Origin of the sequence: Pedobacter kyonggii, assembly GCF_004310665.1 — a bacterium.
Lineage (GTDB): Bacteria > Bacteroidota > Bacteroidia > Sphingobacteriales > Sphingobacteriaceae > Pedobacter > Pedobacter kyonggii.
This window is the reverse complement of sequence record NZ_SIXF01000018.1, coordinates 18,330-33,977: the sequence shown is the minus strand read 5'-3', so window position 1 is coordinate 33,977 and position 15,648 is coordinate 18,330. Positions and strand designations below refer to the sequence as shown.

General features: G+C 37.9%; 12 protein-coding genes. 3 read left to right on the top strand and 9 right to left on the bottom strand.

Annotated features, from left to right (window positions below; genetic code table 11):
• Positions 1-206 precede the first annotated feature (206 nt).
• From ruvB to pdxH, 3 genes are all read right to left on the bottom strand, one after another.
• Positions 207-1,229 (bottom strand): Holliday junction branch migration DNA helicase RuvB, encoded by a 1,023-nt coding sequence (ruvB, locus tag EYS08_RS16925; RefSeq protein ID WP_121283333.1) that lies wholly within the window; start codon positions 1,227-1,229, stop codon positions 207-209.
• A 31-nt stretch (positions 1,230-1,260) separates the two neighbouring features.
• Positions 1,261-2,154: a 3-hydroxyacyl-CoA dehydrogenase family protein gene (locus EYS08_RS16920; RefSeq protein WP_131031140.1), complete on the bottom strand. Its 894-nt coding sequence runs from the start codon at positions 2,152-2,154 to the stop codon at positions 1,261-1,263.
• Between the two features lie 89 nt (positions 2,155-2,243).
• On the bottom strand, positions 2,244-2,894 hold the full coding sequence (pdxH, locus tag EYS08_RS16915) for a pyridoxamine 5'-phosphate oxidase (RefSeq protein WP_131031139.1): 651 nt from the start codon (positions 2,892-2,894) through the stop codon (positions 2,244-2,246).
• Positions 2,895-2,940: 46 nt separating this feature from the next.
• Here pdxH and EYS08_RS16910 point away from each other — a divergent pair, with 46 nt between their 5' ends.
• Entirely contained in the window at positions 2,941-3,504 is a 564-nt protein-coding gene (locus EYS08_RS16910) for a YqgE/AlgH family protein (protein ID WP_131031138.1), read from the top strand.
• Between the two features lie 378 nt (positions 3,505-3,882).
• Here EYS08_RS16910 and purE read toward each other — a convergent pair whose 3' ends face one another.
• Together purE and EYS08_RS16900 are read right to left on the bottom strand one after the other, a co-directional pair.
• A complete protein-coding gene (gene purE, locus EYS08_RS16905) occupies positions 3,883-4,395 on the bottom strand; it encodes a 5-(carboxyamino)imidazole ribonucleotide mutase (RefSeq protein WP_131031137.1) in 513 nt (170 codons plus the stop codon).
• Positions 4,396-4,476: 81 nt separating this feature from the next.
• Positions 4,477-5,616: a 5-(carboxyamino)imidazole ribonucleotide synthase gene (locus tag EYS08_RS16900; protein ID WP_131031136.1), complete on the bottom strand. Its 1,140-nt coding sequence runs from the start codon at positions 5,614-5,616 to the stop codon at positions 4,477-4,479.
• A gap of 54 nt (positions 5,617-5,670) precedes the next feature.
• Between EYS08_RS16900 and EYS08_RS16895 the strand changes: the two genes are divergently transcribed.
• Positions 5,671-6,861: a BaiN/RdsA family NAD(P)/FAD-dependent oxidoreductase gene (locus EYS08_RS16895; RefSeq protein ID WP_131031135.1), complete on the top strand. Its 1,191-nt coding sequence runs from the start codon at positions 5,671-5,673 to the stop codon at positions 6,859-6,861.
• A 355-nt stretch (positions 6,862-7,216) separates the two neighbouring features.
• Here EYS08_RS16895 and EYS08_RS16890 read toward each other — a convergent pair whose 3' ends face one another.
• Positions 7,217-7,933, bottom strand: coding sequence for a hypothetical protein (locus EYS08_RS16890; RefSeq protein WP_131031134.1), 717 nt, complete (start codon positions 7,931-7,933; stop codon positions 7,217-7,219).
• Positions 7,934-8,197: 264 nt separating this feature from the next.
• Here EYS08_RS16890 and EYS08_RS16885 point away from each other — a divergent pair, with 264 nt between their 5' ends.
• Entirely contained in the window at positions 8,198-10,414 is a 2,217-nt protein-coding gene (locus EYS08_RS16885) for a B12-binding domain-containing radical SAM protein (protein ID WP_131031133.1), read from the top strand.
• Between the two features lie 199 nt (positions 10,415-10,613).
• Here the strand turns inward: EYS08_RS16885 and EYS08_RS16880 are convergent, their stop codons facing one another.
• From EYS08_RS16880 to EYS08_RS16870, 3 genes are all read right to left on the bottom strand, one after another.
• Positions 10,614-10,805, bottom strand: a complete 192-nt coding sequence (locus tag EYS08_RS16880) for a hypothetical protein (RefSeq protein WP_131031132.1) — start codon at positions 10,803-10,805, stop codon at positions 10,614-10,616.
• Between the two features lie 17 nt (positions 10,806-10,822).
• Complete coding sequence (locus EYS08_RS16875) at positions 10,823-12,235, bottom strand: S41 family peptidase (RefSeq protein WP_131031131.1); 1,413 nt, start codon at positions 12,233-12,235, stop codon at positions 10,823-10,825.
• 140 nt (positions 12,236-12,375) lie between these two features.
• Positions 12,376-15,603, bottom strand: a complete 3,228-nt coding sequence (locus tag EYS08_RS16870) for an amidohydrolase family protein (RefSeq protein ID WP_165456491.1) — start codon at positions 15,601-15,603, stop codon at positions 12,376-12,378.
• Positions 15,604-15,648 lie beyond the last annotated feature (45 nt).

The window sequence follows — 15,648 nt, the reverse complement described above, 5'->3', positions numbered from 1 at the left end:
ATATTTTTAAGAAGATGCTGAAATAAGCTTAGGAGGACGAACAAAAGATTGCTTCTTTCCTCGCAATGACGGCGGTGGGCGTCATCTCGATCGCAGTTTTCCAAGGAACTCCTTTGGAGGAGAGATCTTTAAACACAACAATATCAGATTTCTCCATTCCGTTGCACTTCAGTCGAAATGACGATTTGGCAAGAAACAATATTATATTAAAACAACTTCCCGGTTTGGCCTGGATAATTTTTCTTTAAATGTTTGTAAGCTGCTTCGGTAACTTCTCTACCACGTGAAGTACGCATAATATAACCCTCCTGAATCAAGAACGGTTCATAAACCTCCTCAATAGTTCCTTCATCTTCTCCAACAGCCGTCGCAATGGTTTTCAAACCCACTGGGCCGCCTTTAAATTTATCGATAATGGTAACCAGAATCCTGTTATCCATCTCATCCAAGCCATGTTCATCTACATTTAATGCATTGAGGGCATAGCGGGCAATTTCAGTATCGATATTTCCGTTTCCTTTAATCTGCGCAAAATCTCTTGTTCTCCGTAAAAGTGCATTGGCGATACGGGGCGTGCCGCGGCTACGGCGGGCAATTTCGTAGGCACCTTCATCACTGATCGGCGTTTTTAGGATGTCAGAAGAGCGTAGTACAATTGTGGTTAGCAATTTAGCGTCATAATAAGCCAAGCGGGCATTGATGCCAAAACGTGCCCTTAACGGAGCAGTCAACAATCCGGAGCGTGTGGTAGCACCTACTAACGTAAAAGGATTAAGCGATATCTGTACCGAACGGGCATTCGGGCCAGTTTCGAGCATAATATCAATTTTAAAATCCTCCATGGCAGAGTATAGGTATTCTTCTACAAGAGGAGATAAACGATGGATCTCATCAATAAAAAGGATATCGCCTTCATCTAAGCCAGTTAATAAACCAGCCAAATCGCCAGGTTTATCTAATACCGGACCAGAGGTTACTTTGATACCAGTAGCCATTTCGTTGGCAATGATATGAGAAAGTGTGGTTTTGCCTAATCCTGGAGGGCCATGCAAAAGAACATGATCTAAAGCTTCGCCACGGAGTTTCGCCGCCTGAACAAAAATCTTCAGGTTTTCCATCACTTTTTCCTGCCCCGTAAAATCTTCAAAAGCCTGCGGCCTTAAAACCCTTTCAATATCGCGATCGGTAGGAGTTAAGTTGCTTGCTTCAGGATCCAGATTCTCATTCATACAGCAAATATAAAATTAAATGCTAAAAAAATTAGGATTTTTTAAATTTATCAGAAACCACAAGATCTTTTGATCCGGCAGTATATTTATAAAAGCCTTCGCCAGTTTTAATACCTTTTTTACCCGCAGCAACCATATTTACCAATAAAGGGCAAGGAGCATATTTGGGATTCCCAAAACCATCATTCAATACTTTTAATATAGCCAAACAAACATCCAGACCAATAAAATCTGCTAACTGCAAAGGCCCCATTGGATGGGCCATTCCAAGTTTCATTACCGTGTCGATTTCATAAACACCTGCAACGCCTTCATACAGGGTATAAATGGCCTCGTTAATCATTGGCATTAAAATGCGGTTAGCCACAAAACCCGGATAATCATTTACCTCAACAGGAACTTTATCCAAACTTTGAGACAACGACATAATGGTGCTGGTTGTTTCATCGCTTGTGGCATAACCTCTTATTACTTCTACTAACTTCATTACCGGAACAGGGTTCATAAAGTGCATCCCGATTACCTTATCACCTCTACCGGTTACGGCAGCAATCTGCGTAATGGAAATAGAAGAGGTATTAGAAGCCAGGATAGCATGCGGAGGTGCGTACTCATCTAAATCCTTAAAAATCTTCAGTTTTAAGTCCACATTTTCGGTGGCAGCCTCTACAATTAAATCAGCACTTTGAACGCCATCCTTTATTGAGGTATATGTGGTGATGTTATTAAGAGCGGCCGCTTTCTGATCTTCTGTTAGTGTGCCTTTGGCAACCTGTCTGTCTAGATTTTTGGTAATGGTTTGTATGGCCCTATCCAATGCAGCTTGATTAATATCAATCAGGTTGACTTGATAATTGAATTGTGCAAAGGTATGAGCGATGCCATTTCCCATCGTGCCAGATCCTATAACTGCGATTTGTTTCATCTTAGAAATTAAAAAAAAGAATTTAATAATAAATGATTAGTTAAATAGAGATCTCGCAGGATAGCCGATCTCTATTTATTGATATTAAGTTATGGTGCTAATCTTGTTTTAGTCCAGATTCCCTTAACCTTTTCGAAATTTATCCTGTCGTGCAGCCTGCTGCTTCTTCCTTGCCAAAACTCGATTCTAGTTGGTTTTACAATGTAACCGCCCCAGTGCGCAGGTTTTGCAATATCTTTATCGGCACTTTTAGCTTTTAATTCTTCAAATTTTTCTTCTAAAAACGCTCTATTCGGAATAACCTGGCTCTGTGGAGAAGCTACCGCTCCAATCTGACTGTCAATTGGCCTGGTATTGAAATATTCTTCGGAAGTTTCCTTATCTAGTTTTTCTACCGTTCCTTCGATCCTCACTTGTCTTTCCAATTCAGGCCAGAAAAATACTAAAGCTGCGTATGGATTACGTTTTAGCTCTTTTCCTTTAGCACTTAGGTAATTCGTAAAGAACCTAAATCCATCTGTATCAACGCCTTTAAGTAAAACAATACGGGCATCGGGTCTGCCAGCTTTATCGGCTGTAGCTAAAGTCATTACATTGGGTTCGTATATCTGGGCATCAACAGCATGTTGAAACCACTTTTTAAACTGGATAATTGGGTCTTGATCAACGTCAGATTCATCCAGCGAAGCGCTTTTGTAATCTTGGCGCAGGTTTTGTAGAAATTCATTTGTAACTTGCATTTAACAAAAATAGACATCTTTTACGGTGTAACAAATGATTATCATCATGCTGAACAATATAAAACCTAAAACAGGCCGCTTGCTCATCTCAGAGCCATTTATGGCCGATCCTAATTTTAAAAGATCTGTTGTGCTCTTAACAGAGCATGGCGATGATGGAACTGTAGGTTATATACTTAACCAGGTTGGTAATCTTATGCTGAATGATGTGATCCAGGATTTATGGGATGCAAAAAACTACATTTATTTTGGCGGACCAGTTGCTGCAGATACCTTGCATTTTATCCATAGGTGTTACGATAAATTGCAGAGTGGTGAGCCTATTGGGAATGGACTGTATTGGGGAGGGAATTTCGAAACACTTAAAATACTCCTAAATACCAATGCCATAAGCGCTGAGGAAATAAAATTTTTTATGGGCTACTCTGGCTGGGACCATGGACAGCTCGATCGCGAAATAGAGCAGAACGCCTGGATGGTGAGCGATACCTTTAATCCTGATCTCATTTTTAGTAACGATGATGAAAAACTTTGGCGGGATGTGATCGTAAATTTAGGACCAAAATATGCGCATATCAGTAATTTTCCGGTTGACCCGAATTTGAATTAGTTTGGAGTTGGGGGGTAGAGTTTAGAGTATTGAATTAATATTGGTGATGATAAAAAAGAATTATCAAAGCTGTAAAGCCAATTACTATCAGCAATAGAATTGTTTCACTTTTAATATAACTCCAGACTTTTTGATTATTAATTTTTCTCAATAAAGAGATTATAATTAAAGCTAGGGTAGATATAAATGTTGTCCACATGGTATACATCAATGAATACCAAATAAATATTGAGGTGAAATTATTGATGTTTAGCTCATTAATTTCACCATAGATTATTAAAAATAGAGTCGAGAATATTAAAGAAACAAGAGATATAATCAATGCTATCTTGATAATCGACTTCAATATAATCATTGTTTATACTGCAAATTGAAAACTTACAACTGAGAACTCATTTCGGAAGCACTTTCCTCAACTTTCCTTCTCAGTTCATCTTTATAAGCTTGCATTTTAACTGTTAAAGACTCATCAGCTGTAGCTAAAATCTGAGTGGCTAATAAACCTGCATTTTTAGCTGCATTTAAAGCCACTGTAGCTACGGGAATGCCATTTGGCATTTGTAAGATCGATAAAATGCTATCCCAGCCATCAATAGAGTTTGATGACTTAACAGGAACACCGATTACTGGCAATGTGGTAATAGAAGCCACCATTCCTGGTAAGTGGGCAGCACCACCCGCACCGGCAATAATCACTTTTAAACCACGGCCTTGTGCTTCTTTAGCATAATTAAACATCCGTTCTGGTGTTCTGTGCGCAGAAACAACTGTAATTTCATAGTTTATTCCAAATTCTTTTAATACATCAGCGGCATCTTGCATAACAGGTAAATCTGATTTGCTACCCATGATAATTCCAACTAATGCCGAATTTGAATTTCCTTGACTCATATCTATTTTATTTCTTTTTTAACTTCTTTTAAACTTTTCTCATTTCAACCTTTTTAGTTCCCATTCAGGTGGCTAAGAAGGCTATGCAATTACTTTTAGTGTCTTTTGTACAAAGCGTGCTTTTTCGATGGCTTTTTCTCTATCGATATCTACAATGGTTACATGGCCCATCTTGCGGAAAGGTTTTGTGTATTTCTTGCCATATAGGTGAACGAAAACACCATCAATCGCTAGTATTTTTTCCAGATTTTCATATTTAGCTACACCTTCGAAGCCTTTTTCACCAAGTAGATTAATCATAATGGCATTGGTAATACTTGTGGTATCGCCAAGTGGCAAATTATAAATAGAACGTAAATGTTGTTCGAACTGAGAAACATAATTGCCTTCAATAGTTTGGTGACCGCTATTGTGCGGACGAGGGGCCACCTCGTTAACCAGCAACTCTCCATCTTTGCAAATAAACATTTCTACCGCTAAAATCCCGGTGATGTTCATTGCTGAGGCAATATTTTTAGCAATGTTTTCTGCTTTTTGTTGTAAGCTTTCGGCAAAAGTAGATGGGGAAATTAAAAACTCAACCAAATTGGCCTCTGGATTAAATTCCATTTCTACCATCGGGAAAGTTTTCATATCGCCATTGGCATTACGGGCAACAATTACGGCAACTTCTTTTTCAAAATCGACCAGTTTTTCAATAATACAAGGTGCATCGAAGGCTTTGGCCAGATCGGCTGCACTATTGATTTTCATCACACCTTTGCCATCGTAACCATCTTTACGCAGTTTTAAAATATATGGAAAAGGGATACTACTGTTTTCCATATCTTCCTTCGTATTTACAATCTGAAAAGGAGAGGTTGGGATATCGTTTTCTTTAAAAAACTGTTTTTGTACGCCTTTATCCTGAATTAAACGGATCACCCTCGATTGTGGGAATACCTTTTTACCTTCTTTTTCAAGCTGCTCAAGTGCGTCGATATTTACCTTTTCAATTTCAATGGTAATGATATCGGCTTTCTTTCCAAAGTTATAAACGGTGTCAAAATCGGTAATTGAGCCATTTTCGAAGTAATTAGAGATGTGTTTGCAAGGGGCATCAGGATCTGGGTCTAAAACTAATGTGGTTACATTGTAATTGATTGCTTGTTGAATGAGCATTCTGCCCAATTGTCCGCCACCTAAAATACCTAATTTTAATTCGCTAATCTGTTTTGCCATGCGCTTGAAAATAATGCTACTTTTGTGCAAAAGTAACCATAATAAATTTTATTGATGAATGCTGATGCAATAATTATTGGTGCAGGTGCTTGCGGATTGATGTGTGCGGTGCAGGCAGGCTATCGGGGTAAAAAAGTAATTGTGCTCGAAAAAAATGAAAAACCCGGTGCCAAAATTTTAATTTCTGGTGGTGGCCGCTGTAATTATACGAACCAATTTGCATCAGCTGAGCAGTTTATATCAGCAAACCCACATTTTATCAAATCTGCTTTCACGCAGTGGACAGTTGACGATACCATTAGTTTTTTTGAAACCTATGGTATAACAGGCAAAGAAAAAACTTTAGGCCAATTATTTCCTGATGATAAAAATGCGAAAGATGTTGTTGAGGTTTTTACATCCGTTTGCGAAGATTTCGGGCAAGAAATTAGGTGTAATGCAGATGTAAAAGATATTGAAATATCGCCAGAAGGTTTTAAAGTGAGTTACGAGAAAAATGGTAAAACTGTAGTTTTAACTGCCGAAAAGCTGGTTATTGCCACTGGAGGTTTACCCATTCCCAAAATGGGTGCTACCGATTTTGCCTTACGCTTTGCGAGAAAACACGAGTTAAAAATTATTGAAACGGCTCCTGCTTTGGTTCCTTTAACCATAACTGGTAAGGACGAAGAATGGTTTGCGCAGCTTTCTGGAAATTCTGTTTTTTGCGAAGTAAGCAATGATGAGATTTCGTTCGAAGAAAATATCCTTTTTACCCACTGGGGATTAAGCGGGCCTGCCATTTTGCAGATTTCCTCTTTTTGGAGACGAGGTGAAACAATTAATCTGAATCTGTTGCCGCATCAAAATATAGTTGCAATATTAGATGAAGAAAGGAAAAATAACGGTAAAACTTTATTGTCGACCTTGTTAAACCGGATTTACACAAAAAAGTTCACCGATGCTTTAGGTAAGTTTTTACCCTTAAGCAAACCTGTTGCAGCATTAACAAAATCAGAAATTGATTTAATTGAGCAAACCATTCATCACTTTAAGGTTAAACCTGCAGGTGATAAAGGTTATGATAAGGCCGAAGTAATGCGGGGGGGGATTGATACCAACGAAATATCTTCTAAGACTTTGGAGTGCAAAAGGATTCCGAATCTTTTTTTTGGTGGCGAATGTTTAGATGTTACGGGCTGGTTAGGAGGCTATAATTTTCAATGGGCCTGGGCTAGCGGTTTTGTAATTGCGCAGAATTTATAATATCCGTCACCCTGACCTGTAGCAAAGCGGAAAGCTACGAAGTAAACCAAGCCTTAAGCGAGTTCACAGAAGGTAATTTATTTCAAGGTCTGTCTAAGCCTCTTAGGCTTTTAGATGGCATATACCTCAATAAAAACAACTGGAAATACTTATGTGTTCTTAGTTGATCAATATTATTTTGAAAATGAGCGGCTGTAGTACTTCGGAAAGTGCAGCCCTGCTATCGTTCCAAGTCCTCACTCGTTCCTCGCTCCAGGCTCACTTTATCAGGTTTATTTAACAAAGTGACGGCTTCTTGGAAAGAAAAATAATACAATCAAACCTATCAGGTTTCGAAAACCTGATAGGTTTGGATCTACAGATAAACATTTGGCATAATTTCCCATGCCCATGGTTTTTTAAAGGTTTTGAAAGTTCTGAGCTGCGAAAAATATAAAACTTCGCTTGTTTTTCGATTTGCAATATCCCTTCGGTGTAGATTACCTATGGTAGTAAATAATTCGCGGGTTTTGAAATCGTAAACCCTTTCGGTCATATCGCCGCTGTTCTGGTTAAAGTAGAGATTTATCGCACTCGTTAAAAACCAATCTTTATTTTCGAATTTAAAAGTATACCCCAGTTCCCAGCGCCACTCTGAGCCACCCTGGAAACGAAGGTAGAGTTGTTGGTCTTTAATGGCAATCTGTTGTAACGGATCACCCAATTTACCACCTTCTTCGGAACGTAGAATAAAATCGTTGTTTTGAGTAGATAAACTATAATTACCTGTTGATTTATCTTTAAAAAATATGGCCAATATTCTTGGTTTTTGGGTTTCTTTAATGATATCTGTAGTATTGTCTCCATAAACACGGGTTTCATCAATCGATCTGTTAAACTCAAAAACTACTGCTAAATCATCTGAAGCATCATTGTTTAGATCGCCATAAACCTGATCAATAATAGTCCAGTTAGCAGGAGTAAATTGCTCAGCGGAAGCTCCTTGTGATTTGATTTTAGGGAATACAAATGTTTTTTGTGCAAAACTGATTTGCGCACAGAGCATCAGGATGTAAAAACAGAAAACTTTCATTCAGGTAGAAAACGTGTTGATGTAAGGTTAAAACGTTTGAATCGGTATTTTAGTTTAATAGTTTCATTTTCGAAGGGGGCACTTCTTGCTGATCCGATAGTTATCGGATTTATTTTACGAGCAGAAATAGTATTTTCAATTACCTAGAATCTACTACGTGGTCAGCATCATTTCTTCAAAATAGACCCTGATCCCGCTGTAAAATCTGGACAGGGTGACGACGCTATTAAAAAATCCCTTACTTTTGCACAAAAACAATTCCCTTTGAAAACCGAAATATTTGCCATTACGCCGCCATTTACCCAACTGAATACCCCATATCCAGCGACGGCGTATATAAAAGGTTTTCTGAATACTAAAAATATTAGCGCTGCACAGGCCGATTTAGGTATTGAAGTAATTTTACAGCTGTTCTCTAAAAAAGGGCTGCAAGATTTATTCAGTCACACTGAACGAAGTTTAAGTGTTGATGATCCAAATCCAAAAAGCGATAATGCTAAGCGTATTTTTGCATTGCAAGACGAATATTTAAAAACCATCGATGCGGTAATTGCGTTTCTACAGGGTAAAAATCCAACTTTGGCTTTGCAGATCTGTAGCGATGATTTTCTTCCCCAGGCTTCGCGTTTTGCAACTTTAGAAGAGTTAGATTGGGCTTTTGGCGCAATGGGTACGCAGGATAAAGCGAAACATTTGGCTACACTTTATCTTGAAGATATATCTGATTACATAGTAGAGTGTGTTGATGAAAATTTTGGTTTTAGCCGTTATGCAGAACGTTTAGGCAGAAGCGCTAATTCCTTTGATGAACTGTACAATGCCTTGCTTAAAGAACCAACCTATATTGATCATATCCTGATTTCGGTTTTAAAAGAGAAAATTGAAACCGTTCTACCTAAATTATTTCTGATTTCTGTTCCTTTTCCGGGCAATTTATATAGTGCTTTCCGCTGTGCACAATGGATCAAGGCCAATCATCCTGAAATTAAAATTTCTATGGGTGGGGGTTTCCCGAATACAGAATTAAGATCATTATCGGATGCAAGGGTTTTTGAGTTCTTCGATTACATTACCTTAGATGACGGCGAATTACCAATTGAACTTTTATATCAAAATATTACACACCCTGTTCCGGCTGAAGCCCATTTTTATAAAAGGACTTTCCTGCTAGAAAACGGCAAGGTGGTTTACCGTAACGATGCCTTCAAAAATGATTATAAGCAGGCTAATGTAGGCACACCAGATTATACAGGGTTATTATTAGACAAGTATATTTCAGTAATTGAAATCGTTAACCCGATGCACCGCATGTGGAGTGATGGGCGATGGAATAAACTCACCATGGCGCATGGTTGTTATTGGGGTAAATGTACGTTCTGCGATATTTCGCTTGATTATATTAAAGTTTACGAACCTGTTGCCGCCAAATTGATTGTAGATCGGATTGAAGATCTATATGAAAAGACCGGGCAAAATGGCTTTCACTTTGTTGATGAGGCTGCACCACCTGCATTAATGCGTGAGGTAGCTTTAGAAATCATCAGAAGAAAGTTAGCGGTTACCTGGTGGACAAATATCCGTTTTGAAAAAAGTTTCACTCAAGACCTATGTTTATTGTTAAAGGCCTCTGGCTGTATTGCCGTTTCGGGTGGATTAGAGGTGGCATCCGATCGTTTATTGAAACTGATCGATAAAGGGGTAACCGTAGAGCAGGTGGCTAAGGTTACGCGTAATTTTACCGAAGCGGGGATTATGGTGCATGCTTATTTAATGTATGGTTACCCCACACAAACAGTACAGGAAACGATCGACAGTTTGGAGATGGTACGTCAGTTGTTTGAGGTTGGGGTATTACAGTCAGGCTTTTGGCATCAGTTTGCCATGACGGCACATAGTCCGGTAGGCATGTACCCGGAAAAGTTTGGCGTGGTAAAAGACACTGAAGTGATTGGTACTTTTGCCAATAACGATATCAATTACACGGATAAAACAGGCATTGATCATAATAAATTTAGCTTTGGATTGAAAAAATCGCTGTTCAATTTTATGCATGGCATCTGTTTTGATTACGAACTGCAAGATTGGTTCGATTTTAAAATTCCAAGAACGAAAATTCCCGCAGATTTTATTGAAAAGGCTTTAAATGATGGAGATCAGTTTAATACAAAACCTACCGCAAAAGTAGTTTGGATAGGAGGAAAGCCCTCTACCGAGTATTTTACCAAATCGAAAAAGGGTAATACCTGGGAAATGGCATCATTAACTTTTCACGATAAAAAAGAGACTTTTACTGTGCAGACCAATAAAAAGGAAGGTGAATGGCTCACTGCTGTTTTAAATAAAGTTTCTATCTCAAACGAAAAAGTTTACACTTTTCAAGAGGTTAAAACCGATTTTGAACAAGAAATGGAAAACTTTGAGCTGTTCTGGTATTCTAAACCTATCAATATGCTTAGAGAATACGGTTTGTTGGTGCTATAATTTTTGCTTATTGTACCTGCGCTATACTGCTTTTTTTAGCTGGTTTGTCTAATTCGATCGTCATGCTGAATTTATTTCAGCATCTTTCTAGCTATTAAGACCCTGAAATGAATTCAGGGTGAGGACCGCTTATAAAAAAGTTTAGAAAGAACTTTAAGAACAAATCATAAATTAAAGCATAGACTACTACATTTTCATTTTAAAATGCGTCAGGAAATAAATGATGCAGATTAATATAATCGAATTTAAGATCAGTAATAACCACGAAACAATAGATTTCCGATCTTTCATTACCGTTACCCACAATATAATACCCGCTGTATGAAAAAACGAGCGCACTGAGCACTAAGAATACAACAGAAGCGGTATTATAGAGTTTATTCGGTTTCATGTTCTGTGCTTTTAAGACTATTTATTCTTTTCAATATCATTTAATACCCAATCTATTTCAAGGTCTTTTTTTGCTAAATAATCGGCTAATGTATATTTAATTTTTACATCGGGCATTACCCCACGACCAATTGTGGTAGATGGAAGTGGTAAATTAAACGGTATAAGACCTATACTGTAAGTAATTCCTGTGTTTTTTAATTTCCCGTTAAAATAAGTGCCTGCATTAATATTATTTCTCCCACTCCCGGTTTCTTCGCCAATTAAGACCCCTCTTTGTGATAAGGCCAGCGTGTTGGCAAATATACTGGCTGCTGAAAATGTTCCGCCATTTATTAAAATATACAGCTTGTTTTTATAAGCATTGTTAAAAGGAATCAGGTTTCCATAAGCGTTTTGATTAAATTCCTTAACATAATTGATTTGCTTTTTTCTGTTGCTATCCAATGTAGGTAATAACATCCCTTTAATCAATTCCTGTGGAAATTCAATAGGCTTAATGGGTTTATTAATGAAGAATTTTAAGAAATGGCACATTAAAAAAATATTCCCTCCTATATTGTTCCTTAAATCAAGGATTAAATTTTGAGTTTTAGATAACGTGTTATTAAATAGGTCAACATCATACTGTTCCATCTTAGCTGTAAAAGTATTCACTTTTAAATATGCTGTATGAGTATCCAGTTTTTTATAGCTCAAAAATTGAGATTTATTGTTTGTTTGCTGTTTACTGGATTGTAATGCGTTTTTGATATTATATGGTTTACCAACCAGATAGGCACTATCGATATGATCGCCATTTTGAAACACCATTTTCAGGCTGTCCTTATTTTTAAAAATGCGCCAAACATTGTCCAGATTTCCATAATTCAAAAAGTAATATTTGAATGTGTTGTTATAACCATCTGAAAAAGAATTTTGTAAAGCAGTTTTAATAATATCTACTGCTTTAATATTATTGATGCTAACGATTTCTGATCTAGCGCCTAGATTTGTGTTTAAGCTCCTATTTTCTGTCAGGAAGATTTTATCTGCTATAAATTTCAAGCTCAATTGTTCAAATGGTGAGGAGTAGGGCTTGCCGTATTGCAGATAATCCTTCTCAGTTACCTGTGTGGGTTCAAAAAAATCAATCTTTAAATGCCCATCTCCAATTTTACTTAAAATCGGTAATAATTGAAGATATAAATCCGCTGATGTTAAAGGTTTATTTATTGATGATTTAAGGCTATCAATCTTAAAATCCAATTCACCTTTTTTGATATATTGATAAAGATTAAGGTGATGCTTTTTTAAATCGGTGTATAATTGATCGATGTCTTTTCTGATGTTGGAAATAGGATGTTTTTCTTTCAATTGATGATAAAGGTATTGAGCCTTTGATATACTGAAAAACAAAATAAGCAATACTAAAGTAAAACAGTATTTCATAGCGTTAAATTATCTGCCAAGTTCAATATTGTATCTATTCTTGTTTTTGACTATATGAGGAATGTAAGAACATTTAAGCTTATATTTCCTCATATATCTTACGTGGTCAAAAATGGTTTTAACAATTACGCTACAATAGTTTAATCACAGTGCGGAACGGTAAAAGTCCAGGTTTCTGATTCTCCGTTTGGAATAATATAACCATTTCCTCTGATATTCTCGAACCACAATTTACCTCTAAGTTTTTCTCTGGTTCCTACTTCATTTAAAGTAGCACTATCGTAGAGTCTACCATTAATCATCACATATTTAATTTTCTCCGAATTGCGGATATCATCTAAAGGATTGGCGTCCATGATCACCATATCAGCCAGTTTTCCAACTTCTAGTGAGCCAATTTCTTTGTTCATACCCAAATAACTTGCACCGTTTAATGTTGCGGCCCTGATGGCTTGCATTGGCGTAAAACCGCCCTGAACAAACATCCAAAGTTCCCAATGTGCACCTAACCCCTGGATCTGCCCGTGTGCGCCAAGATTAATCTTTGAACCACCATCTGCAATCTGTTTAGCAGCCTTGGCAATGTCGATATGATTATAGTCGCTGTATTCAGAAGTTGTTCTCCGTCTGGCCCTCGCATCAATAATCGAGCGTGGGGTATAAGTCATCAATTTTTCGTTCTCCCAAACATTGGTTCTGTCGTACCAGTAATTTTCGCCCCATTGGCCACCGTAAGCCACAATTAAAGTAGGTGTATAAGCCACATCGGTATTGTTCCAAAGCGTGGTAACATCTTTATATACCGGTATAACAGGAATACTATGTTCTATTCCGGTATGCCCATCGGCAACCATATTCATGTTAGTGAAAAAAGTAGAACCACCTTCAGGTACAACTTCCATATTCAGCTGTCGGGCTGCTTCTAAAATCTGTTGACGCTGCTCTCTACGTGGTTGATTATACGATTTTACTGAAAATGCGCCAACTGCTTTTAACCTGCGCAGGTTAGCCAAAGCATCATCTAAACTATTAATTACAACTTTAAAATCTCCGTCAGCTCCATATAAAATAGATCCTGTTGAATAAACCCTTGGACCAACCATTCTGCCAGCTTTAAGCATTTCGCTCTGGCTAAAAACCATTTCGGTATTGCTTGATGGATCGTGCGAAGTGGTTACACCAAAAGCCAGATTGGCCATATAACTCCAATCGTTCTGTGGTGTTATTCCATCCGGACTGGTGCGTAAATGCGCATGAACATCAACGATGCCTGGCATAATGGTTTTGCCGTTTACATCAATTACTTTGGCGTTGGTCGGAATGCTTACTGCATCTGCTTTCCCTATTGCAGTAATTTTATTTCCATCGGTAATAATGGTACCGTTTTCAATTACTTCGTCGCCTTTCATCGAGATAATCCTTGCGCCTTTCAACGCCACTATTCCGGTTGGGATATCAGATTTTAAGACTAAATTGATGTCGATGGAAGATGCTTCGGTTTTAGGTGTAGTTCCATCAAAGTTGAAAGCATTATTTACATCAACGGTAAAATATTTTGGCCCTAACGTCCAATGCAAGCTTTTACTGTCGGCGCTCCATTGAATATATGTTCCGCCATCGGTAGTCACCTTTGTAACCGGAATGGCTTTATTACCTGCCGATGCATCCTGTGCCGTGCCAATATTGATCATCGGCGTAATGTAAACGTTAAATAATTCGCTAAATGCCAGCCATTTATTATCCGGGCTGATAACAAACTGATTGGCATATTGAGAAGTAAAGTGTGTTCTTTCGTTCGCTCCGTTTAAATCGATACTTTTTAATGCTTTTTTGCCGTCTGCATAACTCTGGAAATAAATGCGGGTATCGGTATTGTTAAATTGTGGGCGGATTCCATTATCTAAAATCAGCGTTTTAGCGCCTCCATTGGCTGGCATCATAAAGATACCTGCGCCACGGCCATAATTGTAACCTAAAACATCGTTTCCACTTCCTTTTCTGAAAACGATTTTATCGCCTTTTGTTGAGTATTGAGGAGAATAATAAAAACCTTTTTCATCAGTTAGCATAATGGTTTTTCCCGATTTTACATCCGTACGCTTTATTGCCCCTCGTAATTCATCGCTCCAGGTTGTATAAACCACATATTTTCCATCGGGACTAAAAGCAGGTTCAAATTCGAAATCCAATCCATTGGTTAACCTTTCTGGTGTTCCTGCTGGCAATTCTTGTTTGTATAAGTATCCTGCAGCATTAAAGATAATTATTTTTCCATCAGGCGAAGTGGTTAATTGTCTTAACATTTTGGCTGAAAACTCATTACTGTAAACCTGTTGCTCAAAATGTAATGCTTTCTGTACGGTTTGAATCGTATTCGCCTGAAAAGGAATAATGCTGTTGATCAGTGTTCCAATTTCTATTTTTCTGATTTTTCCTTTTGCATAGAAAACGATGCTTTTGCTATCTGGAGTCCAGGCAAAATTTGGATAAACGCCAAAAATGGCCCAGGTTTCCTGCTGATCATGAGATAAATCTTCATTAACCGGCCATTCTTCACCAGTCTTCAGGTTCTGAACATATAAAGTAGATTTTAACCTTACACGCTTTACAAAAGCTATTAAATTTCCATCCGGAGAAACCTGCGGGCGACAGGCACCACCTTGTTCATTGATCAAAGTAGTTAATTTTCCTGTCGTTAAATCCAGTTGACGGATGGCATAAATGGTTCCGTTAGGATCTTTACTATATTCGAAATTAGGGCCTGGGCTTACATCTTCACTAAAATAAACATATTTGCCATCTGGCGAAACGTTAGGTTCACCTGCATCCTGTTGATCGTTTTTACGTTTGGTTAACTGCACGCCATCTCCACCGTTTATACTATACATCCACATTTCGCCTGCACCTAAGGAGCGGCTTGCAGTAAAGTGTTTTCTGGCCACTAGGTATTCGCTATTTGGCATCCAGGTGGCATTATTCAATAACCTGAAACTCTCTTTGGTAACCTGTTTTTTGCCAGAACCATCACGGTTCATAATCCATATATTATCTCCACCACTTTTATCACTGGTGTAAGAAATGTATTTTCCGTTAGGACTAAAACGGGGTTGAACATCCCAGGCAATACCACCACTAATTAGTTTTGCAACTCCACCGCTAATCGGCATTACGTAAATATCGCCAAGTAAATCAAAGGCAATTTCCTGTCCGTCAGCACTTACATCAAGGTTCATCCAGGTGCCTTCATCTGTATTTAAGTTAAAGTTTTTTGTGGTGCCCTGGTATTTTTCAATATCCCATTTTTTCTCTTGGGCGTTTGAACTAAAAAATAATAGGGAAAGAGCGGATAGGAAATAGAGATGTTTCATCAAATTTTTGATTAATTGTGGCGCAATTTAGCAATATCAACAGCT

Excerpts from the sequence above, each read along its gene's own strand:
- ruvB (WP_121283333.1), bottom strand. The coding sequence starts at position 1,229 with ATGAATGAGAATCTGGATCCTGAAGCAAGCAACTTAACTCCTACCGAT.
- EYS08_RS16920 (WP_131031140.1), bottom strand. The coding sequence starts at position 2,154 with ATGAAACAAATCGCAGTTATAGGATCTGGCACGATGGGAAATGGCATC.
- pdxH (WP_131031139.1), bottom strand. The coding sequence starts at position 2,894 with ATGCAAGTTACAAATGAATTTCTACAAAACCTGCGCCAAGATTACAAA.
- EYS08_RS16910 (WP_131031138.1), top strand. The coding sequence starts at position 2,941 with ATGCTGAACAATATAAAACCTAAAACAGGCCGCTTGCTCATCTCAGAG.
- purE (WP_131031137.1), bottom strand. The coding sequence starts at position 4,395 with ATGAGTCAAGGAAATTCAAATTCGGCATTAGTTGGAATTATCATGGGT.
- EYS08_RS16900 (WP_131031136.1), bottom strand. The coding sequence starts at position 5,616 with ATGGCAAAACAGATTAGCGAATTAAAATTAGGTATTTTAGGTGGCGGA.
- EYS08_RS16895 (WP_131031135.1), top strand. The coding sequence starts at position 5,671 with ATGAATGCTGATGCAATAATTATTGGTGCAGGTGCTTGCGGATTGATG.
- EYS08_RS16890 (WP_131031134.1), bottom strand. The coding sequence starts at position 7,933 with ATGAAAGTTTTCTGTTTTTACATCCTGATGCTCTGTGCGCAAATCAGT.
- EYS08_RS16880 (WP_131031132.1), bottom strand. The coding sequence starts at position 10,805 with ATGAAACCGAATAAACTCTATAATACCGCTTCTGTTGTATTCTTAGTG.
- EYS08_RS16875 (WP_131031131.1), bottom strand. The coding sequence starts at position 12,235 with ATGAAATACTGTTTTACTTTAGTATTGCTTATTTTGTTTTTCAGTATA.
- EYS08_RS16870 (WP_165456491.1), bottom strand. The coding sequence starts at position 15,603 with ATGAAACATCTCTATTTCCTATCCGCTCTTTCCCTATTATTTTTTAGT.